22 protein-coding genes are annotated in these 21,590 nt (G+C 61.2%); 13 read left to right on the top strand and 9 right to left on the bottom strand.

Annotated elements, in window-relative coordinates; genetic code table 11:
- The first annotated feature begins 65 nt into the window (after positions 1 to 65).
- The 8 genes from cobU to PSH66_RS21165 all read left to right on the top strand — a co-directional run bounded on the left by cobU (position 66) and on the right by PSH66_RS21165 (position 5,358).
- Positions 66 to 587 (top strand): bifunctional adenosylcobinamide kinase/adenosylcobinamide-phosphate guanylyltransferase, encoded by a 522-nt coding sequence (gene cobU, locus PSH66_RS21200; RefSeq protein WP_003175363.1) that lies wholly within the window; start codon positions 66 to 68, stop codon positions 585 to 587.
- Positions 584 to 1,639 carry a nicotinate-nucleotide--dimethylbenzimidazole phosphoribosyltransferase gene (gene cobT / locus PSH66_RS21195; protein WP_305427591.1) on the top strand — a complete coding sequence of 352 codons (1,056 nt, stop codon included), beginning with the start codon at positions 584 to 586 and terminating at the stop codon, positions 1,637 to 1,639. Before cobU ends, cobT begins: the two co-directional genes overlap by 4 nt.
- Positions 1,636 to 2,211, top strand: coding sequence for an alpha-ribazole phosphatase family protein (cobC, locus tag PSH66_RS21190; RefSeq protein ID WP_305427590.1), 576 nt, complete (start codon positions 1,636 to 1,638; stop codon positions 2,209 to 2,211). The genes cobT and cobC overlap by 4 nt, the downstream gene beginning before the upstream one ends.
- Before the next feature lie 2 nt (positions 2,212 to 2,213).
- A complete protein-coding gene (locus PSH66_RS21185; RefSeq protein ID WP_305427589.1) occupies positions 2,214 to 2,942 on the top strand; it encodes an adenosylcobinamide-GDP ribazoletransferase in 729 nt (242 codons plus the stop codon).
- Between the two features lie 42 nt (positions 2,943 to 2,984).
- A complete protein-coding gene (locus PSH66_RS21180) occupies positions 2,985 to 3,389 on the top strand; it encodes a MarR family winged helix-turn-helix transcriptional regulator (RefSeq protein ID WP_078734135.1) in 405 nt (134 codons plus the stop codon).
- Between the two features lie 63 nt (positions 3,390 to 3,452).
- Entirely contained in the window at positions 3,453 to 4,652 is a 1,200-nt protein-coding gene (locus PSH66_RS21175; RefSeq protein ID WP_305429639.1) for an MFS transporter, read from the top strand.
- Complete coding sequence (locus PSH66_RS21170; protein ID WP_003175357.1) at positions 4,649 to 4,771, top strand: hypothetical protein; 123 nt, start codon at positions 4,649 to 4,651, stop codon at positions 4,769 to 4,771. Before PSH66_RS21175 ends, PSH66_RS21170 begins: the two co-directional genes overlap by 4 nt.
- 35 nt (positions 4,772 to 4,806) lie before the next feature.
- A complete protein-coding gene (locus PSH66_RS21165) occupies positions 4,807 to 5,358 on the top strand; it encodes a glutathione peroxidase (protein WP_003175356.1) in 552 nt (183 codons plus the stop codon).
- 65 nt (positions 5,359 to 5,423) lie between these two features.
- Here the strand turns inward: PSH66_RS21165 and PSH66_RS21160 are convergent, their stop codons facing one another.
- The 4 genes from PSH66_RS21160 to PSH66_RS21145 all read right to left on the bottom strand — a co-directional run bounded on the left by PSH66_RS21160 (position 5,424) and on the right by PSH66_RS21145 (position 8,589).
- Entirely contained in the window at positions 5,424 to 6,707 is a 1,284-nt protein-coding gene (locus tag PSH66_RS21160; protein WP_141063587.1) for an OmpP1/FadL family transporter, read from the bottom strand.
- Positions 6,708 to 6,852: 145 nt separating this feature from the next.
- Entirely contained in the window at positions 6,853 to 7,335 is a 483-nt protein-coding gene (locus tag PSH66_RS21155; protein WP_003175354.1) for a hypothetical protein, read from the bottom strand.
- A 280-nt stretch (positions 7,336 to 7,615) separates the two neighbouring features.
- The gene (locus tag PSH66_RS21150) at positions 7,616 to 7,840 is read right to left on the bottom strand and encodes a hypothetical protein (RefSeq protein WP_003175353.1); all 225 of its coding nucleotides are present in this window, start codon (positions 7,838 to 7,840) and stop codon (positions 7,616 to 7,618) included.
- Between the two features lie 443 nt (positions 7,841 to 8,283).
- Positions 8,284 to 8,589 carry a hypothetical protein gene (locus PSH66_RS21145; RefSeq protein WP_003175352.1) on the bottom strand — a complete coding sequence of 102 codons (306 nt, stop codon included), beginning with the start codon at positions 8,587 to 8,589 and terminating at the stop codon, positions 8,284 to 8,286.
- 456 nt (positions 8,590 to 9,045) lie between these two features.
- On the opposite strand from PSH66_RS21145, the gene PSH66_RS21140 reads away from it, so the two are divergent.
- Together PSH66_RS21140 and rmuC are read left to right on the top strand one after the other, a co-directional pair.
- The gene (locus tag PSH66_RS21140) at positions 9,046 to 9,369 is read left to right on the top strand and encodes a hypothetical protein (RefSeq protein ID WP_003175351.1); all 324 of its coding nucleotides are present in this window, start codon (positions 9,046 to 9,048) and stop codon (positions 9,367 to 9,369) included.
- A 175-nt stretch (positions 9,370 to 9,544) separates the two neighbouring features.
- A complete protein-coding gene (gene rmuC / locus PSH66_RS21135; protein ID WP_181408594.1) occupies positions 9,545 to 10,909 on the top strand; it encodes a DNA recombination protein RmuC in 1,365 nt (454 codons plus the stop codon).
- Between the two features lie 40 nt (positions 10,910 to 10,949).
- On the opposite strand, the gene PSH66_RS21130 is transcribed toward rmuC, so the two are convergent.
- From PSH66_RS21130 to PSH66_RS21120, 3 genes are all read right to left on the bottom strand, one after another.
- The gene (locus tag PSH66_RS21130; RefSeq protein ID WP_305427588.1) at positions 10,950 to 14,420 is read right to left on the bottom strand and encodes a PAS domain-containing hybrid sensor histidine kinase/response regulator; all 3,471 of its coding nucleotides are present in this window, start codon (positions 14,418 to 14,420) and stop codon (positions 10,950 to 10,952) included.
- Between the two features lie 114 nt (positions 14,421 to 14,534).
- Entirely contained in the window at positions 14,535 to 14,918 is a 384-nt protein-coding gene (locus tag PSH66_RS21125; RefSeq protein WP_042945088.1) for a YbaN family protein, read from the bottom strand.
- A gap of 20 nt (positions 14,919 to 14,938) precedes the next feature.
- Complete coding sequence (locus tag PSH66_RS21120) at positions 14,939 to 15,526, bottom strand: YecA family protein (protein ID WP_003175346.1); 588 nt, start codon at positions 15,524 to 15,526, stop codon at positions 14,939 to 14,941.
- Between the two features lie 277 nt (positions 15,527 to 15,803).
- Here PSH66_RS21120 and recQ point away from each other — a divergent pair, with 277 nt between their 5' ends.
- Together recQ and PSH66_RS21110 are read left to right on the top strand one after the other, a co-directional pair.
- Positions 15,804 to 17,930 carry a DNA helicase RecQ gene (recQ, locus tag PSH66_RS21115; protein WP_003175345.1) on the top strand — a complete coding sequence of 709 codons (2,127 nt, stop codon included), beginning with the start codon at positions 15,804 to 15,806 and terminating at the stop codon, positions 17,928 to 17,930.
- A gap of 121 nt (positions 17,931 to 18,051) precedes the next feature.
- Entirely contained in the window at positions 18,052 to 18,486 is a 435-nt protein-coding gene (locus PSH66_RS21110) for a MarR family transcriptional regulator (protein WP_003175344.1), read from the top strand.
- Between the two features lie 113 nt (positions 18,487 to 18,599).
- Here PSH66_RS21110 and PSH66_RS21105 read toward each other — a convergent pair whose 3' ends face one another.
- On the bottom strand, positions 18,600 to 20,789 hold the full coding sequence (locus tag PSH66_RS21105; RefSeq protein WP_078734126.1) for a patatin-like phospholipase family protein: 2,190 nt from the start codon (positions 20,787 to 20,789) through the stop codon (positions 18,600 to 18,602).
- Between the two features lie 84 nt (positions 20,790 to 20,873).
- On the opposite strand from PSH66_RS21105, the gene PSH66_RS21100 reads away from it, so the two are divergent.
- Complete coding sequence (locus tag PSH66_RS21100; RefSeq protein WP_003175342.1) at positions 20,874 to 21,161, top strand: SelT/SelW/SelH family protein; 288 nt, start codon at positions 20,874 to 20,876, stop codon at positions 21,159 to 21,161.
- A gap of 41 nt (positions 21,162 to 21,202) precedes the next feature.
- On the opposite strand, the gene PSH66_RS21095 is transcribed toward PSH66_RS21100, so the two are convergent.
- Positions 21,203 to 21,484, bottom strand: a complete 282-nt coding sequence (locus tag PSH66_RS21095) for a hypothetical protein (RefSeq protein WP_003175341.1) — start codon at positions 21,482 to 21,484, stop codon at positions 21,203 to 21,205.
- Positions 21,485 to 21,590 lie beyond the last annotated feature (106 nt).

The raw sequence follows: 21,590 nt of genomic DNA, 5'->3' as shown, positions 1-21,590 counted from the left end.
GCGGTGCGACGATTCGACAAGGCAGCTCCCACATTGGACCGCGTTATAAATGAAGGTAATGCCTCATGTTTCAACTGATCCTCGGCGGCGCCCGTTCCGGTAAAAGCCGCCTCGCCGAAAGGCTTGCCAGCGACAGCGCCTTATCCGTCATTTACATCGCCACCAGCCAACCGCTGGACGGCGAGATGAATGCGCGCGTCGCTCTGCATCGTCAGCGTCGCCCGGCGCATTGGGGCTTGATCGAAGAACCCGTCGAGTTGGCGCGGGTGCTGCGCGAGAACGCCGGCCCCGACCGCTGCCTGCTGGTGGATTGCCTGACCTTGTGGCTGACCAATCTGCTCATGCTTGAAGACCCGGAGCGCCTGGCGTTCGAGCGTGAGCAACTGCTGCAAAGCCTGGCCACGCTGACGGGTGAAATTATTTTTGTCAGCAACGAGACCGGTCTGGGTGTCGTGCCGCTGGGCGAATTGACTCGCCGCTATGTGGATGAAGCCGGTTGGCTGCATCAAGCCTTGGCCGAGCGTTGTCAGCGTGTTGTCCTGACGGTTGCCGGCCTGCCCCTGACCTTGAAAGGTACTGCGTTATGACTGACACCTGGTGGCTTAACCCTTGTAAGTCCATGGACACCACGGCGTACGAACACGCCCTGGCACGCCAGCAGCAATTGACTAAACCGGCTGGCTCCCTCGGCCAGTTGGAGGCGCTGGCGGTGCAATTGGCCGGCTTGCAGGGCCAGGTCAAACCGTCGATGGATCGGGTATGGATCGCGATTTTTGCCGGCGACCACGGTGTGGTTGCCGAAGGTGTGTCGGCCTTTCCCCAGGAAGTGACCGGGCAGATGCTGCATAACTTTGTCACTGGCGGCGCGGCCATCAGTGTGTTGGCGCGGCAGTTGGATGCGCGGTTGGAGGTGGTTGATCTCGGCACGGTGAACCCTTCGCTGAGCTTGCCCGGTGTGCATCACCTGAATCTCGGCGCCGGCACCGCCAATTTCGTCAAGGGTCCGGCCATGACCGTCGCGCAGGGACGATCGGCGCTGCAAGCGGGTCGCGAGAGTGTGCTGCGTGCCCGTGAAAACGCTGCGCAACTGTTTATCGGCGGTGAAATGGGCATCGGCAACACCACCGCCGCCAGTGCGCTGGCGTGTGCGTTGCTCGAGTGCCAGGTCAGCGACCTGACCGGCCCGGGTACGGGCTTGAACGCCGACGGTGTCAGCCATAAGGTGGCGGTGATTGAGCGTGCCTTGGCGCTGCACGCCGGGCAGCGCGATGATGCGCTGCAAACCCTGTTCAATCTGGGCGGTTTTGAGATTGCTGCGCTGGTGGGTGCCTATCTGGCGTGTGCCCAGGAAGGCGTCGTGGTGCTGGTGGATGGGTTTATCTGCACGGTGGCCGCGCTGGTCGCCACGCGTCTGAACCCGGCGTGCCGCGACTGGCTGGTGTTCGGCCATCGTGGCGCCGAGCCTGGACATCGGCATGTGCTGCACAGCCTCGATGCGCAACCCTTGCTGGAACTGGGCCTGCGTCTGGGTGAAGGCAGTGGCGCCGCGTTGGCCGTGCCGCTGCTGCGCCTGGCGTGTGCGCTGCATGGGCAGATGGCGACCTTTGCCGAAGCGGCCGTGGCGGACCGCCCGGCATGATCTTGCACCTGGACCTGCTGCGCCACGGTGAAACCGAGCTGGGCGGCGGCCTGCGCGGCAGCCTCGACGACGCGTTGACTGCCAGGGGCTGGGAGCAGATGCGCGCCGCGGTGGCGGAGCGAGGACCTTGGGACCGGTTGATCAGTTCGCCATTGCAGCGCTGCGCGCGGTTCGCCGATGAGTTGGGCGCACGGCTCAACCTACCGGTGCACCTGGAAAAAGACCTGCAAGAGCTGCACTTCGGCGCCTGGGAAGGGCAAAGCGCGGCGGTGTTGATGGGCACCGACGCCGAAGGCCTTGGGTTGTTCTGGGCCGATCCCTACGGCTTTACGCCACCCGAGGGTGAGCCGGTCAGCGCATTTTCCGAACGGGTTCTAGGCGCTGTCTCACGCCTGCACCAGACCTACGCCGGTGAGCGCGTGTTGTTGATCAGCCATGGCGGCGTGATGCGCTTGCTGCTGGCGCGTGCCCGAGGGTTGCCCCGTGAACAGTTGCTGAATGTGGAGGTCGGCCATGGCGGCTTGTTCAGCCTGCGGGTGGCCGCCGATGGTGGGTTGAAGGAAGGAATCTGACGATGCTGCCATTTTGGATTGCCCTGCAATTTCTCAGCAGCTTGCCAATTCGTCTGCCCGGCATGCCGCAACCCCAGGAGCTGGGACGCTCGCTGCTGTTTTACCCGGTGGTGGGGTTGCTGTTCGGGCTGCTGTTGTGGGGGCTGAATTCGGCACTGATGGGTACGCCGCTGTTGCTGCATGCGGCGCTGCTGCTGACGGCCTGGGTGTTGCTCAGCGGCGGCCTGCACCTGGACGGCCTGGCGGACAGCGCCGATGCCTGGCTGGGTGGCTTCGGCGACCGCGAGCGCACCCTCACCATCATGAAAGATCCGCGCAGCGGGCCGATTGCCGTGGTCACGCTGGGGCTGGTGCTGCTGCTCAAGTTCACCGCCTTGGTGGCCTTGATCGAGCAGCACAACGGCGCGGCGTTGATCCTGGCACCGCTGATCGGGCGGGCCTCGATGCTGGCGTTGTTCCTCACCACGCGCTATGTGCGCGCAGGCGGGTTGGGCCAGGCACTGTCGGATCATTTACCGAGGACTGTCGGCCAGCAGGTACTGATCCTCAGTGGCCTGGCCTGCATGCTTATTGGCGGTTTCAACGGCGGCGTTGCCGTGTTGCTCGCTGCGCTCTGCTTTGTGGGCCTGCGCCAGTTGATGGTCAATCGCCTTGGCGGGACCACCGGCGATACGGCCGGAGCCTTGTTGGAGCTGCTCGAAGTCACGGTTGTGGTCGGCCTCGCCCTGTAACACTTTCTTGCATTCTCTTAATCGCGGGTATATACACGTTCCATGCTTGCTTCCCAATGTTTATGCACCAACCTGCGACGCGCCGCCCGTGGCGTCAGCAGGCACTACGACGGCGCCCTTGACGGCTTCGGGATCAACGTCGCCCAGTATTCCTTGCTGTGCAACCTGCAACGTCTCGATCAACCGAGCATTTCCAGTCTGGCGGATGCCATGGGCCTGGATCGCAGCACCTTGGGGCGAAACCTGCGGGTGCTGGAATGCGAAGGGTTGGTGCAGTTGGTCGAGGGCAATGACCTGCGCAACCGCCTGGTGCTGCTCACCGAAGCCGGTGCAGAACGTCTGGCCGCCGCCTTGCCGGCCTGGGAAGCGGCGCAACAGAAACTGATCGATCGACTCGGCGTGCAAAAACGCGAAACCTTGTTGGCCTTGCTGGACGAACTCGCCTGAGGGCGGGTTTGTTCGAACATAAGCGGGTATATACCCGCGAGCGGAGAATAAGAAATGACCTCGATGTGGCGCACCAGCGGTTGGATCCTTGTGGGGAGTGCGCTGATCCTGGCGCTGTCCTTGGGCGTGCGGCATGGTTTCGGCCTGTTCCTGGCACCGATGAGCAGCGAATTCGGCTGGGGCCGTGAAACCTTTGCTTTTGCCATCGCCTTGCAGAACCTGATCTGGGGCTTGGCGCAGCCGTTTACCGGTGCGTTGGCCGACCGTTTCGGCGCCACCAAGGCCGTATTTGTCGGCGGGGTGCTGTACGCCGCCGGCCTGGTGCTGATGGGCATGTCCGATTCGGCCTGGACGCTGTCGTTGAGTGCGGGCCTGCTGATCGGTATTGGCCTGTCCGGCACCTCGTTTTCGGTGATCCTGGGCGTGGTCGGCCGCGCGGTGGCGCCGGAAAAACGCAGCATGGCCATGGGCATTGCCAGCGCCGCCGGCTCGTTCGGCCAATTCGCCATGGTGCCGGGCACCTTGGGCCTGATCAGCTGGCTGGGCTGGTCGGCCGCCTTGTTGGCGCTGGGCTTGATGGTGGCGCTGATCCTGCCACTGGTGACGATGCTCAAGGATCGACCGCTGCCGGTCGTGGTTGGTCAGCAAACCCTGCGTGAGGCCTTGAAGGAAGCCTGCTCCCACTCCGGGTTCTGGTTGCTGGCTTTTGGCTTTTTCGTCTGCGGTTTCCAGGTGGTGTTTATCGGTGTGCATCTGCCGGCATACCTGGTGGACCAGCATTTGCCGGCCACTGTCGGCACCACTGTGTTGGCGTTGATCGGCCTGTTTAATATCTTCGGCACCTACACCGCCGGCTGGCTCGGTGGGCGCATGTCCAAGCCGCGCTTGCTGACCGGTTTATACTTGCTGCGCGCGGTGGTGATTGTGCTGTTCCTGTGGGCACCGGTCACCGAAATCAGCGCGTATCTGTTCGGCATGGCGATGGGCTTTCTGTGGTTGTCCACGGTGCCGCTGACCAACGGCACGGTCGCCACGCTGTTTGGTGTGCGAAACCTCTCCATGCTCGGTGGGATCGTGTTCCTGTTCCACCAGTTGGGTTCATTCCTGGGCGGCTGGTTAGGCGGCGTGGTCTATGATCGAACCGGTAACTACGATTTGATCTGGCAGGTGGCGATCCTGCTCAGCCTGCTCGCCGCCGCCCTGAATTGGCCGGTACGTGAGCGGCCGGTCGCGCGATTGCAGGCGCAGATGGAGGCAGCATGAATTCGACTGGATACCTGTTCGGTGGGGCAGCCGCGATTGCGCTGTTGCTGGCCCTGGCCTGGTGGGGCTGGCAGCGGGGTGGGTTGGCGTTGATGCAACTGGGTATGTCGATCTGTTAAGTTCGATGCCTGGATTCTTTAAAGGACGTTTCGACATGCAGATGCGCTGGCTGGCTGTACCTGTGTTGATGGCTGCATTTGGCGGTGTGGCCCTGGCCGCCGATTGCCCGCCCTTGCTTGAAGGCCAATTGCCCAAGCTGCGCGCCAAGGAGTCCATCGACCTCTGCCAGCGCTTTGCCGGCAAACCGTTGGTCATCGTCAATACCGCGAGTTTTTGCGGGTTCGCGCCGCAGTTCAAAGGCCTCGAAGCCTTGCATCAACGCTACAAGGACCAGGGGCTGGAAGTGATCGGTGTGCCGTCCGATGACTTCAAGCAGGAAGCCAAGACAGGTGAGGAAACCGCCAAGGTCTGCTACGTGAATTACGGCGTGACCTTTACCATGACCGAACCGCAGAAGGTCAAGGGGCCGGACGCGGTGCACCTGTTCAAGGTGTTGGCGCAGCAGAGCAACGCGCCGAAGTGGAATTTCTACAAGTACGTGGTGGACCGTCAGGGCAAGGTGATTGGTGATTTTTCCAGTTTGACCAAGCCGGACAGCCCTGAGTTGATCGAGGCGGTAGAGAAGGCAATCGCCTCCAAGCCCTGATCGACACCGACTAAAAAGCCCCGCCTCCTTTGCAGGAGAGCGGGGCTTTTTTACACCGGTCTGGATCAGAAGGTGTAAGTCATGCCCAGGCCGAAACCGTTGGCACTGTTTTCATACTTGGCGCGGTAGCTGGCCGTCGAAGGCGGGTTGGCTGTCTGGTTGACCTTGACGTCTTCTTCTTTCAGGTACGAGTAGGCAAGGTCGACCGTCATGTTATCCATGACTTTGTAGCCCAGACCCACGCTGAAGATCGTGCGGTCACCCGTTGGGATGCGTGGCGAACGATTGGTGTTGTTGGTCGGTGACTGGTCGAAGGTCAAACCGGTCCGCAGCACGACTTGCTTGGTCAACTGGTACGAGGTACCCACGGCGTAGGCCCAGGTGTCATGCCAGTTTTGTTCTTCGGTGATAGCGCCGAGCTGGCTAGGCGCGAGCAGGCCACCGGCAGCGGTTACGCCTTCGTTGTTGACGGTGATTTCTTTGAGGCGGCTCCAGCGCGTCCAGGTTGCACCGCCATAGAGTTTCCAGGCATCGGTCAGGTCTTGAGTGACCGACAGGTCGTAGGACTCTGGGGTATCGATTTTCAGCGAGGCGTCGTAACGGTTGTTACGCAGGAACGGCTGGGTGGCGGTCGGGCCGCTGACGGTGGTGTGGCCTTCGAGCTTGTACTTGACCTTCGAGTGGTAGGTCAGGCCCACGCGCGTGGTGTCAGTGGCTTGCACCAATACGCCGACGTTGAAGCCCAGGGCGGTATCGTCACCCTTGATTTTGACGTTGGTGTCGGAGGCCAGCGGGTTCAGTGTCTTGTCCGACTCGAGCACACCGGAAATACGGTTGATGGTCGGGCCAAAGCCGATGGATACCCGATCATTGAACGCATAGCTGACAGTTGGCTGGAAGGTCATGACCTTCACTTCGCTCTTGCTGCCGAAGCCACGGCCCTGGAAGCCGTTTTCATAGTCGGTCACCAGGCCGAACGGTGCGTAGACACCGAAGCCGACAGCCCACTGATCGTTGAGTTTGTTGGTGTAGAAACCAAATGGCACCGCGGTGAACGGAACCATGTCACCTTTGTTGGAGCCGCGAGAATTGCCGCCGGTATTACTGATGTCGGTCGACGCATCGATGGCTGCGACGCCACCGGTGATCTGCTGGCCGCTCAGGCGAGCCATACCGGCAGGGTTACCGTACACAGTGCTTGCATCATCGGCAGAAGAAGAGCGACCTGCGAAACCGGTACCCATCCCGCTGACGCTCTGTTCGTTGAGTGCGAAGCCGCTTGCGAACAGTTGGGAAGATGCCATGGCAACGGCGAGGCTAAGTGTGGTCTTGAGCATTACTTTTTTCATTATTAGAACTCCGTGTGATCACCGCTGCGGAAAGTATCAATAAAATTAACATCGCGCTATAGGCTGTAATGCAGGAGATAGAGCGGTTTTGTAGGACAATCCGACCAGAATTCGGTGTTTTTGGCGAATCTTGCAAATTGCCCGGTCAGCAAGCCGTGTGATTCATGGGGGAAACGCTGGTTTGCCATGCGCGGGTGAAATCGCACAGTCGTCCTTGTGGATGAAATATTTCTTTCCAGATACGCGCCATGGCCAATACATCACCGGGTGGTGGCAGTGCCGGGCTGTGTTGTTCAACCAGTAACCAGGCAATGGCGGTGGCGTAGCGCAGGTTGACGGTCAACTCCAACTGGGGGGCACTGAGGAATGCATGTTGGCTGGCCAGTCCGCGTACCAGGCTGGCACGTTCGGGATCCAGTGCCAGGTAGTCATCCCATAGGGCGCGATGGCGAAGTTCGGTGATGCTGTACAGACCATGGCCGTGCCGGTCATGCAAGGCGGAGCCGAGTTCCGACTGGCTGGCGGCAATGCCCAGCAGCAGGGATTCGGCCGCAGGGTCATGGCGGCCGAGGTACATCAGCGTGGGCCGGATCACATAACGACACAATTCGCTGGCGGCGATACCCATACAGGCCTCAATCCGTAAAAGTGGACGGCGAGGCCTGAGAAGGGGGTTTGGCAGCAGTTGAATCGAAGTCTCAGGCTCGCCGGAAGCGGATCATGCCGCTTGAGTTGAAGTGTAGTGTCATATTCATGATGTAAAGGACTGTTTTTAAAACATCTTGTCTGTGCAGTTATAACGGTTATATCCATTTGAACTTAGTGCAAAGGCTCAATTACCGAATCGCGGGCAATAAAAAACCCTGTGTGTTAAACAGGGTTTTTTGGGTTTCAGCGACTCTGGTCGATCAGGCAACCAGTGCCTGACGGGTACGCTCGATCACGGCCTGCAGCGGTTCTGCGCTGGAGTATTGATCGGGGTACAGGCGTTCGCTGTGACGCGCGATGCCGTGTTCGTTGACCAGAGTGAAGCTGAAGCAGCCTTTGCGAGCAGCCATGATCAGGCAGTTCATTGGGGCAAAAGCGTTGGTGAGGGTGCGAATGGCATCCTGAGTATGGATTTGAGCGTTCATGTTATGGGTGTTCCTACAAATGACACGGATTAAGAACCGTGCAACGTTAAAACGTTCCAGTAACGTTGATCACCATTGATCAAACGAAGAACCCGACTGGAACAAAGCAGCCAGTTTGAAGCGCTGATAAATTAGGCGCGCTTGGGCTGGCAGGTAGGTACTTAGGAGGGCAGGCAACACAACAGGGGCAAAGGTTCTGGGCCCAGGGTGAAGATCCTGATCAATTTGCAGGTTGGTTCGGTCAGAGTATGGAAACTTCGCGGCACCCTTTGCTTATTCAAAGGCAGTGTCGTCGCAAGTGATACCTGGAAACCATCTAGGTGGTCGATCCCGTGTTGTTCAGGGGAGTGTTCGACCAGAATTGACTTTCAGCTTGGTACTAACGCCGCGGATAGTAACGGATTGAAACGGCCAATGGAAGGGGCATCACCAAAAAGATTCAATCAGCCGCCCAGCAGGCAGCGATAGACCAGCACGGTAGCGGCCGCCGCCAATGAACAACCCAGCCCATAGGCGGCAAGGGTGAGGCGCAGGGACTGACCGGTTTCGATCGCCTTCATCACATCGCCCATGTCATTGATGCGGCCATCACCCAGTTCGATGCACAGGCTCGCGGCGGTGAAGGCGGCCGACAACAGGATAGCGATGGCAAACAATGCGCCATCCGGCGACGGCAGTGCGGCGTTGATCCCCAGGGAAATGGCGCAGGTGGCCAATAACAACACGGCAAATAACAGAATTCCTTTCATTGACCCCTCCACGTTGCGTTGCCGGCCGGGCAGTGTGGCGAGGCTGCAGAGATTTGAAAAGTCCTGTTTGCGCCCATGCGGTAACGCTGTTGAAGCTGTTGCTTTAAAAAAAAGGGTGGGATAAACCGACGAATAGTGACTTGTGCACATTAGTTGCGGTCACTGTTACCACCCTGTCAACGGCCGCGCCGGGCCGCCATTTGCCTGCAATGGAAATTTAAGTCAATGAAAAATCTGGCTTTTTTTTATTGGTGAAAAAATCGTCAGTTTGACTGCGAGCCCCGTTCCATGGGCGTTTGCGCGGGTTAAAGGGGGGTTGTCCACTGAGTTATCCACAGCTTCTGTGGATTGTCCCAAGCGCTTGCTCTAGCACGGGCGTGCAAGATTTTTTCAGCTTTACCTCGACGAAAAAAAGGGTAGAGTGGCGCGCCTTCCGATCTGCTCCCACAGTGCTTTATGAAGTTTCGCTCAGTATCACTTTCTGTTACCGACACGCCGCAGGCTGTTACCGCGCCCAAGCGGTTCTCCTTGAAAGTCGCCTTGTGGTTGCTCGACAGCCCGCGCCTGGGGCACAAGCCCAACGTCCAGCACTTCGCCGGGCGCTTGCTCAAGCAGCCGGCCCGCGAAGGTGTGGTCGTCGCGCAAAGCCGCCTGGGCCAATTGATGTGCCGTGAATGCGGCAACGCCCGTGATCGCCGCATCGGTCACGACCTGTTGCGCCTGGCCGCCCGTGCCGGCGATCGCCGCGCCCAGCGCGAACTGGGCCAGGTCGAAGACTGAGCTGTCCTCCCGCGCTCTGCTTGGTTAACCTTGCTCTTTTTCGGTAATGGCAGAAATGGCTATGGTGTTTGACTGGACCAGTATCGCCCTGGGGCTTGCGGGTGCTGCAGTGCCGTTATTGGCCGTGTGCTGGCGGATTCAACGGCGACTGACCGAGCGCACCACCGGCTGGGAATTGCTCGAAGAACGCCTGGCCACGGCGCAACTGGCCCAGGAAGGCCTCATCGCGCAACTGGATGCCAGCCGCGATGAGATCAGCGACCTGAGCCAGGCCAACGCCGCCAAGCAAGCCGACCTGGCCGCCGTGCGCCGCGAAGTCGAGCTGTTGCAGATCGACCGCGACAACGCCCGCGACGCGGCGCATGCCTGGAACCTCGACCGCAGCGCCAAGGAAACCGAATTGCGCCGCCTCGACGCACTCGCCGCCGCCTTGCGCGCCGAACTGCGCGAGCAGCAGGAAAGCCACCAACAGCGCCTCGCCGACCTGCAAGGCTCGCGGGACGAGCTGCGGGCGCAGTTTGCCGAGTTGGCCGGCAAGATCTTCGACGAACGTGAGCAACGTTTTGCCGAAACCAGCCAGGAGCGTCTGGGCCAGTTGCTCGATCCTTTGAAAGAGCGCATCCAGTCGTTCGAAAAACGTGTCGAAGAGAGCTACCAGAACGAGGCGCGCGAGCGTTTTTCCCTGGCCAAGGAGCTCGAACGCCTGCAACAACTCAACCTGCGTCTGTCAGACGAGGCCACCAACCTGACGCGAGCGCTCAAGGGCCAGAAGACCCAAGGCAATTGGGGCGAGTTGATCCTTGAGCGGGTGCTGGAACATGCCGGCCTGGAAAAAGGCCGCGAGTACCAGACCCAGGTCAGCCTCAAAGGCCCGGACGGCGAGCGTTTCCAGCCGGATGTGCTGATCATGTTGCCCGGCGACAAACAGGTGGTGGTGGACTCCAAAGTCAGCCTGACGGCGTATCAACAGTACGTCGCCGCCGATGACGAAGTGATCGGCCAGGCGGCGTTGAAGCAGCACGTGCTGTCGCTGCGCAATCACGTCAAAGGTTTGTCCGGCAAGGATTACAAGCGCCTGGAAGGGCTGCACAGCCTGGATTTCGTGTTGCTGTTCGTGCCGATTGAGGCGGCGTTTTCCGCCGCGTTACAGGCTGAGCCGAACCTGTTTCAGGAGGCCTTCGACCGCCATATCGTGATCGTCAGCCCTACCACGCTGCTCGCCACGCTGCGAGTGATCGACAGCCTGTGGAAGCAGGAACGTCAAAGTCAGAATGCGCGGGAAATTGCCGAGCGCGCCGGTTGGCTGTACGACAAGTTCGTGCTGTTTATCCAGGACCTGGATGAAGTGGGCAACCGTCTGCAGCAGTTGGACAAGGCTTACAGCGCGGCGCGCAACAAGCTGACGGATGGACGCGGGAATCTGGTCAGCCGCACGGAGCAGCTAAGGCTGCTCGGCGCCCGCGCCAGCAAAAGCCTGCCGGCGGATTTGCTGGAGCGGGCGATGACCGACTCAGACGGCGTGGCGCACCTTCCCGAGTAAACGCAGTGCCCCTCCCAGATTTTGACTGAGTACAGCCGTTCTAAAGCGGCAAATGCCGACTGATCAACGCGCGCAAAGCCGCAGGCTTGACCGGTTTGGCCAGGTAATCCAGCCCCGCCGCATGCACCTCGGCGACCATCTCCGGACGGCCGTCGGCGCTGATGACCACGCCGGGAATCGGCTCTGCCAGTTGCGCGCGCAGCCAGCCCATCAACTCAGTGCCGGTTTCGCCGTGGTCCAGGTGGTAATCCACCAGCGCCAGTTGTGGCCGTACGCCTTCGGCCAGCAACGCGGCGCATTGCGCCTGGTCGCTGGCGGTCCATACCTCGCAACCCCAGCGCGTCAGCAAGCTGCGCATACCGATCAGGATGCTCTCTTCGTTATCCACGCACAGCACCTGCGCGCCGCTCAGCGGCAGACCGGTTTCCTGGGGGAGCTTGACCTGCGGGCTGGCCTGGTTGCGGGCCAACGGAACGCGCACACTGAATACGCTGCCTTTGCCTGGCCATGAGCGCACGCGGAGACGATGGCCCAGCACGCGGCACAGTCCGTCTGCAATCGCCAGGCCCAGGCCCAGGCCTTTTTCAGCACGGGTCTGATGGCTGTCCAGGCGCTTGAACTCTTCGAAGATCACTTTCTGTTTATCCACCGGAATGCCGGGGCCACGGTCCCAGACTTCCAGGCACAATTCGCCCTTGCGTCGGCGCACGCCAAGCAGTACCGGGCCGTCGGCATAGCGAAAGGCGTTGGTCAGAAAGTTCTGCAGGATTCGCCGCAACAGCTTGATGTCGCTGTCCACCCGCAAGCGACTGCCACGCAGGCGGAAGCGCAGGCCTTGCTCCTGGGCGAGTGCCTTGAATTCGGCGCCCAGGGTGTCAAACAGCTCGTTGAGCACAAAGGGCTGGCGCTGCGGGTTGATCTTGCCGTTTTCCAGGCGCGATATATCCAGCAGGTCGCTGATCAGGTCTTCGGCCGAGCGCAGCGAACTGTCCAAGTGCTGCACCAGTTGCCGGGCTTCGCTGGACAGTCCTTCGTTCTGGTGGGACAGGGCGGCGGAGAACAGGCGTGCGGCGTTCAGCGGTTGCATCAAATCGTGACTGACGGCCGCGAGAAAGCGCGTTTTCGACTGGCTGGCGGATTCCGCCACACCTTTGGCATCCGTGAGCGCGACATTGAGCTGCGACAGTTCATGGGTGCGTTCGGCCACGCGCTGTTCCAGGCCTTCGTTGGCCTCGGTCAGCGCCTGCGCGGCTTCGCGGAACGCGGTGATGTCGGTAAAACTCATGACAAAACCACCGCCGGGCATCGGGTTGCCGATCAACTCGATCACTCGCCCATTGGGGAACAAACGCTCGGAGGTGTGCGCACGGCCCTGGCGCATCCAGTGCAGGCGTCGCGCAACATGCACTTCGGCTTCGCCCGGCCCGCACAGGCCGCGCTCGGCGTTGTAGCGGATGATGTCGGCGATCGGCCGGCCCACGCTGATCAACCCCTCCGGGTAGTTGAACAGCTCCAGGTAACGGCGGTTCCAGGCCACCAGCTTCAGGGACTGGTCCACCACACTGATGCCCTGGGTGATGTTCTCGATGGCGCCTTGCAGCAACGCGCGGTTGAATTGCAGGACTTCCGACGCTTCGTCAGCGATACGTACGACATCCTCCAGCTGCATTTCCCGGCCTTCAATCGCTGCCTTTACGACTGCGCGTGTCGACGAGGCGCCGAGTACACCGGCCAATAGGCGCTCGGTGTGGGCAATCCAGTCGTTGTCGGCGTTCTGGTTGGGGTTGAAGCCCTTGCCCTGGCGATAAGCGAAGCGAATGAAACTCTGCTGGGCACGCTCTTCACCAACAAAACGCGCCGCAAGACTGAGCAGGTCACTGATCTGCACCGACAGCATCGAGCGCGCGCTGGCGCGCGGGCTGGTTTCCTGGCCGATAAAGCGACCGGCCTGCCAGTGTTCGGACACTCGCGTGCGCGACAGCATCGACACCCACACAAACAGGGTGAAATTACCCGCCAGCGAGAACACGGTGCCCAGCGTCAACGACGTGACGGACAGCCCCAGCGGGTGCGAATGCAGCCATGTCAGTCCAGGGAAGAGGCTGAGGGACCAACCCAGGCTTTTCGCCGTAACCGGCAGGACCAGCGTGTAGAACCACAGGAATGTACCGGCAGCCAACCCGGCAAACACCCCCCGCCGGTTGGCCTGCTTCCAGTACAGCGCGCCGAGCATGGCGGGAGCGAGTTGGGTCACGGCGGCAAACGCGATTTGGCCGATCGTGGCCAGGCTCGCGGTAGACCCCAGCAAGCGGTAGCTGACATACGCCAGCAACAGGATGATCACAATGCTGACCCTGCGCACCGAGAGCATCCAGTGGCGGAACACTTCGAACGGCCGCTCGGCGCTGGAGCGGCGCAACAGCCAGGGCAGCAGCATGTCATTGGAGACCATGGTCGACAGGGCGATGCTCGCCACAATCACCATGCCGGTGGCCGCCGAGGCGCCGCCGATAAACGCCAGCACTGCGAGTGCCGGATGGGCTTCGGCCATGGGCAGGCTGATCACGTAGGAATCCGGCAGTACCGAGCCGGGCAGCAGCATTTTGCCGCCGAGGGCGATGGGCACGACAAACAGCGCGGCAAGGATCAAGTAGGCGGGGAACACCCATTTGGCCAGGCGCAAATCCTGCGGGTCGATGTTCTCCACCACCGTCACATGGAATTGTCGCGGCAGGCAGATGATCGCCATCATCGCCACCCCGGTCTGCACCACCATCGACGGCCAGTTGACGGTTTCCTTCCAGTATTCCTCCAGCCGTGGCGCGAGCATCGCCTGGCTGAACAGGTCGCCGAAACCGTCATACAGGCCGTAGGTCACAAACGCGCCGACCGCGAGGAAGGCGAACAGCTTGACCAGCGACTCAAACGCAATGGCCAGTACCATGCCGCGATGGTGTTCGGTGGCGTCGAGGTTGCGCGTGCCGAACACAATGGTGAACAGGGCCAGCACCAGTGACACGATCAGCGCCGTGTCCTGGGCGCGAGTGCCGGTGGTGTCCGCCCCGGCACCGATCAGCAGGTTCACTCCCAGCACGATGCCCTTGAGTTGCAGGGCGATGTAGGGCAACACACCCACCAGGCAGATCAAGGCGACCACCACCGCCAGGGACTGGGACTTGCCGTAGCGCGCGGCGATAAAGTCAGCGATGGACGTGATGTTTTCCTGCTTGCTGATCAGCGTCATCTTCTGCAGGACCCAGGGTGCCAGCACCATCAACAGCACCGGTCCCAGGTAGATCGGTAAAAACGCCCACAGCTGTTCGGCGGCCTGGCCTACGGCGCCGAAGAAGGTCCAACTGGTGCAGTAGACCGCCAGCGACAGGCTGTACACCCACGCACGCATGCGTGGCGGCAGCGGCGCATGGCGACGGTCACCGTAGAAGGCGATGGCGAACATAATGGCCATATAGGCCAGGGCAACGGCGGCGATCAGCCCGCTGGACAGCGTCATGGTAACTCCGAGCATAAGAACGCCCGGGCCGTCCAGGCCCGGTTGGACAGTCTCGCATGATGCTTGGGGTTAGTCAGTGTCGACCATGGTCTGAGCGCGACGTGATGTCGCGGCTTATCGAGGGGGCAGGGTTTTCTGGCGCAGGATATAGATCGTTACCAGCACGGCACTGGTCAGCATGAACCCGCGCGCCCATGGCAGCGGCACCAGGTAACAGGAAATGCTGATGCTCAGCCACATCAAACCGATGGCGTAGACCTTGCCCTTGAGCGGGATACCATTGCCGTCCAGATAGTCACGAATCCACGGGCCCAGGCGCGGGTGATCCACCAGCCACTGGTAGAAGCGCGGGGAGCTTCGAGCGAAGCAGGCGGCAGCGAGCAGGAGGAAGGGCGTGGTCGGCAACACCGGCAGGAAAATGCCGATCACTCCCAGCGCTACGCTCAACCAGCCGATGGCCAGCAGCGCGTAACGCAGGAGCAGCGAGCGATTGCCCATGGGTGTCACGGGCAAACGGCTCAGTGGTGACGTGGCTTGAGGATCGCCGGTTTTTCGTCAGGTGCGTTGCACAGCAGGTACAGCGCGGTCAGGGCTTCCGGGATCTGGACGATCATGTCGTCCATCAGGTTGGCGTCGGCGGCGATGTCGGAGAACTCCGGCTGGTCGTCGAACAGGCCGGAACCGACCATGATCGGCAACAGCATTTCGCTGACTTCTTCCTCGGCGGTTTCGAACCAGGCGGCTTCGCGCAGGAACACGCCTTCCATGAACCCGATGCACCAGCCGCGCAGGTCGGAGTCGTCCGGGTCTTCACCCAGGTCCAGCTCGCAGGGCAGCTCGAATTCCTCGTCGGAAGCCAGTTGGCGACCGATGTGGGCCTTGAGGGCCAGCAGGGTGGCTTCGATTTCTTCGCGCTGGGCGTCGTCGGCGTAGTGTGGCTCTTCGGCGAACAGTGCATCGATCCACTCGCGATCGGGAACCTCTTCGGCGCAAATCGACAGGGCGGTCAGGTAGCCGTGGGCGGCCACGTAGTCCAGCGCCTCGTCATGCAGCTCGTCGGCGTCGAGGAAGGCTTGCAGGCGGGTTAGTTGCTCAGCGAAGGACATTGAAGGACTACCTTGGGAATAAACGATGCTGAATTCTAGGCGTTCTTGCGCGCCCAAGCCAGTCGCCATGCAGATTTGCCGGGTTTTAGAGACGGGCTGCAATTCGTCAGTGGTGCCCTTTGGCGGATGACGCTCGGGTATACTGCCGCGTTTTGTGATGCCCGTGCAGGCCAGGCGCCAGTCCGCGAAAACTTCGCTTACGGATTATTTTCCGTGAGCGCGTATTTTTTCGGCCAGCCTGTACAGAGGGTTTCGGGACTATTTTTTGGAGTTATACATGCTCGAGCAGGCTCAACGCGTCCTCAAGGACATCTTCGGCTACGACAGTTTTCGTGGCCGCCAGGGTGCGATCATTGAGCGCGTGGCCAGCGGCGGTGACGCGCTGGTATTGATGCCTACCGGTGGCGGTAAATCGTTGTGCTTCCAGGTGCCGGCGTTGCTGCGCAACGGTCTGGCCGTGGTGGTCTCACCGTTGATCGCGTTGATGGACGACCAGGTCGCGACCCTGGAGGAGCTCGGCGTCGCCGCCGCCGCCCTGAACTCCACCCTCAGTGCCGAGCAGCAGCGCGACCTGGCCGCGCGCATCAAGCGCGGTGAAGTGAAGATGCTCTACCTGGCTCCCGAGCGCCTCGTGCAGCCACGCATGCTCGCGTTCCTGCAGAGCCTGGAAATCGCCCTGTTCGCCATCGATGAAGCCCACTGCGTATCGCAATGGGGTCACGATTTCCGTCGCGAATACCTGCAACTGGGTCAGTTGGCCGAGTTGTTCCCCGACGTGCCGCGTATCGCCCTGACCGCCACCGCCGACAAGCGTACCCGCGAAGAAATCGTCGAGCGCCTGCACCTGCAGAACGCCGAGCGATTTCTGTCGAGCTTCGACCGACCGAATATCTTCTACCGCATCGTGCCCAAGGAGCAGCCGCGCAAGCAATTGCTCGCGTTTCTCTCCGAGCGGCGCAGCGATGCGGGCATCGTCTATTGCCTGTCACGCAAGAAGGTCGATGAGGTGGCCGCGTTTCTCTGTGAGCAGGGCTACCCGGCGCTGCCGTATCACGCGGGCTTGCCGAATGAAACACGCTCCGCTCACCAGAAGCGCTTTCTCAACGAGGAAGGCCTGATCATGGTGGCGACCATCGCGTTCGGCATGGGCATCGACAAATCCAACGTGCGCTTCGTGGCTCACATGGACCTGCCCAAATCCCTGGAGGCGTACTACCAGGAAACCGGGCGTGCCGGTCGCGATGGCCTGCCGGCGGATGCGTGGATGGTCTATGGCCTGCAAGACGTGGTGATGCTCAAGCAGATGCTGCAGAACTCCGAAGGTGACGAACGCCACAAGCGCCTGGAGCAGCACAAGCTCGACGCCATGCTCTCGCTGTGTGAAGAAACCCGCTGCCGTCGCCAGACCTTGCTGGCGTACTTCGACGAAGACATGCCCCAGCCCTGCGGTCATTGTGACAACTGTATCGACGGCGTGCAGACCTGGGATGCCACCGAGCCCGCGCGCCAGGCGTTGTCGACTATCTACCGTACCGGCCAGCGCTATGGCGTGGGCCATCTGGTGGATGTGTTGCTGGGCAAGGACAACGAAAAGGTGCGCAGCTTCGGCCACGAAAAACTCTCGGTCTACGGCGTCGGCAAAGCCCGCGCCGAAGGCGAGTGGCGTTCGCTGTTCCGGCAAATGGTCGCGCGCGGCCTGGTGGATATCGATATCGAAGGTTATGGCGGCCTGCGCCTGAACGACAGTTGCCGGCCGCTGCTCAAGGGTGAGGTGAGCCTGGAGCTGCGCCGCGACCTCAAGCCTCAGACTACCGCCAAGACCAGCACCAGCCAGGCCAGTCAGTTGGTGCGCGGTGAAGAGCGCGAGCAGTGGGAAGCCTTGCGCACCCTGCGGCGCAAACTGGCGCAGGAGCACAGCGTGCCGCCTTACGTTATTTTCCCCGACTCCACGTTGCTGGAAATGCTGCGCGAGCAGCCGACCACGATGGCGGAAATGGCGCGGGTCAGCGGTGTGGGCGCGCGCAAGCTGGAGCGCTACGGCCAGGCCTTCCTCGAAGTGCTCGGCGGCCAGGCTGAAGCGCCGAAGGAAATCGCCGATATTCGCCACGAACTGATCAGCCTGGCACGTGCCGGCATGACTCCGATCCAGATCGCCGGCCAGTTGCAATGCTCGGAAAAAAACGTCTACACCTTGCTTGCCGAAGCCATCGGCAAACAGCAGTTGTCGCTGGAGCAGGGCCTTGATTTGCCGGAAGATTTGCTCGGTGAGATCCAGGATGCGTTTCTTGATGGAGAGGGCGAATTGCCACCGGTTGCCGAGATCGCGCCGCTGTTTGCCGGGCGTGTGCCGGAAGGTGTTTTGTACTGTGTGCGGGCCGCTTTGCAGTCTGAATTCGAAATTTAGTGTGCCAATTACGACAATGTAACGAATCAGTACATAGCGACGCTTGCCTACGGGCAAGGCTCATGCTTAGCTGACTAATAATTAGCCACACTTTATTTTCAGTCTAAATCATGAGTTTTTTATGCCTTTAACCGATCAACACCGTTTTGGCATGCAGCTGGCGCAAATGTCCCGAGGTTGGCGCGCCGAGCTGGACCGCCGTTTGGCGGGGCTGGGTTTGTCCCAGGCGCGCTGGCTGGTGCTGTTGCACCTGGCTCGTTTTGAAGAAGCACCCACACAGCGTGAACTGGCGCAAAGCGTCGGCGTAGAAGGGCCAACCCTGGCCCGCTTGCTCGACAGCCTCGAAAGCCAGGGCCTGGTGCAACGCCAGGCCGTGGTGGAAGACCGCCGGGCCAAGCGTATTTTGCTGTGTGACACCGCCCGGCCGTTGATCGAGCAGATTGAGACCATCGCCACGGCCCTGCGTCATGAGCTATTCGTGGGGGTGAATGAAGAGGATCTGAGAGTGTGCATGCGGGTGCACGGGCACATTCTGGCGAATCTGGAAAAGTCCTGACCTGAACGCTGATTTATCCCAGGCAGGTTTGCTGTGGTGAGCGGGTTTGTTGTGGTAGCGGGGCAAGCCCGCTCACCACAAATGTCCCTCCCACAGTGGATGTGTGTGTGGCGCTAGAACGTCTGGCCGAGGTTCAGGTACACCGCCTTCTGATTGTCGTCATTGAACCCATAGCTGAAATTCAACGGCCCCAACGGCGTATCAAACCCGAGGAAAATACTCGCTGCGTTGATATAGCCGCTGTCGAATTCGTTGTCGTTGTTCCACGCCCGGCCCCGTTCCAGCGACGCTCCCATATACAGCGGGAAATCCAGCGGCAGGTACGAACGCGGCGTCAGCCGGCGGTAGTACACGGCACGCATCAGGCTGATGTTCTGCCCCGAGACCGCATCCTGGCGGAACCCCGACAACTGCCGCGCACCGCCCAGCAGGAAGCTCGAAATCACCACGTCCGCACCATCCAGAGTGCGCCCGTAGCGTCCGCCCAGAACGAGGGTGTCCGGTCCATGGCTCATGGCCTTGTCCAGCTTGAATTCCCACTGGCGGTAGCGTTGGTCCGAGCCCAGCCCCGGTTCGAACTCACGGAAGGCCAGGCCGATGTCCTCGCCGGTGTGGGGGAAGTACACGTTATCCAGGGAATCGAAGGAATATTTGAGTTCGTAGAACCCTTCGTTGAAGCTCACGCTGGGTAAGTTACGGTCGCCGATGCGCACGTCCGCCTTGCCCCAGGCCTCGCCGACGCCGAAGCGGATCTCGCCGCTGTTGCCGATCTGTCGACCCACATTCAAGCCGAAGCCGTAACGTTCCAGGCGGTATTCGGAGATCGGGTCGTTGTCCAGGATCAGCTCGACGTTCTGCGCCTGGGCGCTGAGGTAGGGCGCGACAAAGTAGCGCGAGCCGGTGTCCATCGGTTGGTAGAACTCGCTGTACAGTTCCTGCCGATCACCGATCTGCACGCGTGTCAGCCATTCGGCCCCGAGGCGGTTGATGCCGTTCATGCGATAGCTGGCGCCGAGGTTGAAGGCGCTGTCGCCGCGCATGTCGTCCGACAGGTTCAGGCCCAGGCGCAGGTAATCGGTGCCGGCGCGTTTGCCGCGGGCGCTGATCACCAGGGTGTTGTCCTGGCCCTTTTTCACCACGCGGTATTGCACCTGCTCGAAGTAATCCAGGCCGTACAAAGTGCCCATGTCGGTTTGCAGGCGGCCCAGGTGCAGTGGTTCGCCCAGAGGTTGGCGGATGTAGTAGCGGATCACGTCGTCGCTGACCTTGGAGTCGTTCTCCACCTTGATGGCGGTGATCACCGGGGTGCGCTCACCCGGCGTGCGTGCCGCGACCAGCGTCGGGTCGATGGGTTCGGCGGGGCGCAGGTGGGCCAGGCGCAGGTCGAGGGCGCGGGTGGCGCGGTAGCCGGCGTCGATCATGTCCTTGGCACGGCCGAAGTCCGTCACCCCGTAAGCGCTCAGCGGCGGCTGGATCAGCACGTCCTTGGGGTGCAGGGCCTTGAGCTGTTCTTCGGAGTTGCGCCGGGTCATCAGGGTGATGGATTGGTTGAGCACGTCCACCACCGTGGCCAGTTGCTTGCGTGAGCGCAGCGGGGTGCCGATGTCGACCACGATAGCAATGTCGACGCCCATTTCCCGCGCCACATCCAGCGGGATGTTATCGGTCATGCCGCCGTCCACCAGCAAACGGCCATCCAGCTCCACTGGCGCGAACACTGCCGGGATCGACATGCTGGCGCGGATCACCTGGGGCAGGTGCCCCTTGCTGAACACGACTTTTTCGCCGGTGGTGATATCGGTGGCCACGGCGCGGAAGGGGATGGGCAGCTTGTCGAAGTTTCGCGTGTTGCTGCTGTGGGCGAACATGCTTTCCAGCAGCAGCGCGAGGTTCTGGCCCTGGATCACGCCCAGTGGCAGGCCGAGACTGCCGTCATCGCGAAAGCTCAGCTTCTGCTTGACCAGGAAATCCCGGTCATCCTGCTTGCGTCGAAACGGCACGTCTTCGCGGGGCGGCGCATCGGACAGGGCTTGTTGCCAGTCGATACTCAGCGCGAGCTTTTCCAGTTCGTCGATCTTGTAGCCCGAGGCGTACAGCCCGCCGATCACCGCGCCCATGCTGGTGCCGGCGATGGCGTCGATATGAATGCCCTGTTCCTCCAGCGCCTTGAGCACACCAATATGCGCCAGGCCACGGGCGGCGCCGCCGGACAGCACCAGACCGATTTTAGGGCGTGGCGGCTCGACGGCGTCGGCAAGCAAAGGGATGAGGCACAGGAACAGGCAGGACAACAGGCGGCGCATCATGAATCTCGAGGCTGGGCGACAAAGGCCGGTATTATAGCCGTCCGATCCGCCTCCCTTGTCATGCCTGGAGTCAGTCAAACCATGTCCGTGAGCAAACCCGAGATCGTCATCACCTATTGCACCCAATGCCAATGGCTGCTTCGCGCTGCCTGGCTGGCGCAGGAGCTGTTGAGCACCTTTGCCGAAGACCTGGGCAGAGTGTCGCTGGAGCCTGCAACGGGCGGCGCGTTTCGTATTACCTGCGACGGCGTGCAGATCTGGGAGCGCAAGGCTGACGGCGGGTTTCCCGAAGCCAAGGTGCTCAAGCAGCGCGTACGCGACCGGATCGACCCGCAACGCGACCTGGGGCATAACGAGCGCACGCAGTGAAGGTCACCGCCGCTGCCGCACGGTGACCGGTACGCGCGTGGCTACTTGTCGGCCATCTTGCTTTTGATGAAGCCCACGAGCCACGTCAACACCAGGCCTCCGAAGCCACCGCCGAGAATATTGCTGCCGACCGCCGCGACATCCAGTGCTTCGCCGCCGGCGGTGCCGGTGAGCGCTGACATTAGCTGGCCCAGCAGCAGGCCTCCGATAGTGCCTATGATGGTATTGGGCCCGGTGCCCAGGCTCTGTTTGGTCATGCCGGCCAGATTACCGCCAACGGCGCCGCTGATGACCTGGACCAGCACGTTGATGAGCATTTCCATGTTGAAACTCCTGCATAGCGTTTAGGGAGTGACCACTCGCTTGCAGCAACTTCAAACATCATGGCTGTCGTCGAGGAGTCTTATCCGGTGAACGACGACAGACTGT

This window comes from Pseudomonas sp. FP597 (assembly GCF_030687435.1).
GTDB classification, from domain to species: domain Bacteria; phylum Pseudomonadota; class Gammaproteobacteria; order Pseudomonadales; family Pseudomonadaceae; genus Aquipseudomonas; species Aquipseudomonas lactucae.
This window is presented reverse-complemented; position numbering and strand designations above follow the sequence as displayed.

Bases quoted from the DNA above. Each gene is read 5' to 3' on its own strand.
- cobU (WP_003175363.1), top strand. From the start codon at position 66: ATGTTTCAACTGATCCTCGGCGGCGCCCGTTCCGGTAAAAGCCGCCTC.
- cobT (WP_305427591.1), top strand. From the start codon at position 584: ATGACTGACACCTGGTGGCTTAACCCTTGTAAGTCCATGGACACCACG.
- cobC (WP_305427590.1), top strand. From the start codon at position 1,636: ATGATCTTGCACCTGGACCTGCTGCGCCACGGTGAAACCGAGCTGGGC.
- PSH66_RS21185 (WP_305427589.1), top strand. From the start codon at position 2,214: ATGCTGCCATTTTGGATTGCCCTGCAATTTCTCAGCAGCTTGCCAATT.
- PSH66_RS21180 (WP_078734135.1), top strand. From the start codon at position 2,985: ATGCTTGCTTCCCAATGTTTATGCACCAACCTGCGACGCGCCGCCCGT.
- PSH66_RS21175 (WP_305429639.1), top strand. From the start codon at position 3,453: ATGTGGCGCACCAGCGGTTGGATCCTTGTGGGGAGTGCGCTGATCCTG.
- PSH66_RS21170 (WP_003175357.1), top strand. From the start codon at position 4,649: ATGAATTCGACTGGATACCTGTTCGGTGGGGCAGCCGCGATTGCGCTG.
- PSH66_RS21165 (WP_003175356.1), top strand. From the start codon at position 4,807: ATGCAGATGCGCTGGCTGGCTGTACCTGTGTTGATGGCTGCATTTGGC.
- PSH66_RS21160 (WP_141063587.1), bottom strand. From the start codon at position 6,707: ATGAAAAAAGTAATGCTCAAGACCACACTTAGCCTCGCCGTTGCCATG.
- PSH66_RS21155 (WP_003175354.1), bottom strand. From the start codon at position 7,335: ATGGGTATCGCCGCCAGCGAATTGTGTCGTTATGTGATCCGGCCCACG.
- PSH66_RS21150 (WP_003175353.1), bottom strand. From the start codon at position 7,840: ATGAACGCTCAAATCCATACTCAGGATGCCATTCGCACCCTCACCAAC.
- PSH66_RS21145 (WP_003175352.1), bottom strand. From the start codon at position 8,589: ATGAAAGGAATTCTGTTATTTGCCGTGTTGTTATTGGCCACCTGCGCC.
- PSH66_RS21140 (WP_003175351.1), top strand. From the start codon at position 9,046: ATGAAGTTTCGCTCAGTATCACTTTCTGTTACCGACACGCCGCAGGCT.
- PSH66_RS21130 (WP_305427588.1), bottom strand. From the start codon at position 14,420: ATGACGCTGTCCAGCGGGCTGATCGCCGCCGTTGCCCTGGCCTATATG.
- PSH66_RS21125 (WP_042945088.1), bottom strand. From the start codon at position 14,918: ATGGGCAATCGCTCGCTGCTCCTGCGTTACGCGCTGCTGGCCATCGGC.
- PSH66_RS21120 (WP_003175346.1), bottom strand. From the start codon at position 15,526: ATGTCCTTCGCTGAGCAACTAACCCGCCTGCAAGCCTTCCTCGACGCC.
- recQ (WP_003175345.1), top strand. From the start codon at position 15,804: ATGCTCGAGCAGGCTCAACGCGTCCTCAAGGACATCTTCGGCTACGAC.
- PSH66_RS21110 (WP_003175344.1), top strand. From the start codon at position 18,052: ATGCCTTTAACCGATCAACACCGTTTTGGCATGCAGCTGGCGCAAATG.
- PSH66_RS21105 (WP_078734126.1), bottom strand. From the start codon at position 20,789: ATGCGCCGCCTGTTGTCCTGCCTGTTCCTGTGCCTCATCCCTTTGCTT.
- PSH66_RS21100 (WP_003175342.1), top strand. From the start codon at position 20,874: ATGTCCGTGAGCAAACCCGAGATCGTCATCACCTATTGCACCCAATGC.
- PSH66_RS21095 (WP_003175341.1), bottom strand. From the start codon at position 21,484: ATGGAAATGCTCATCAACGTGCTGGTCCAGGTCATCAGCGGCGCCGTT.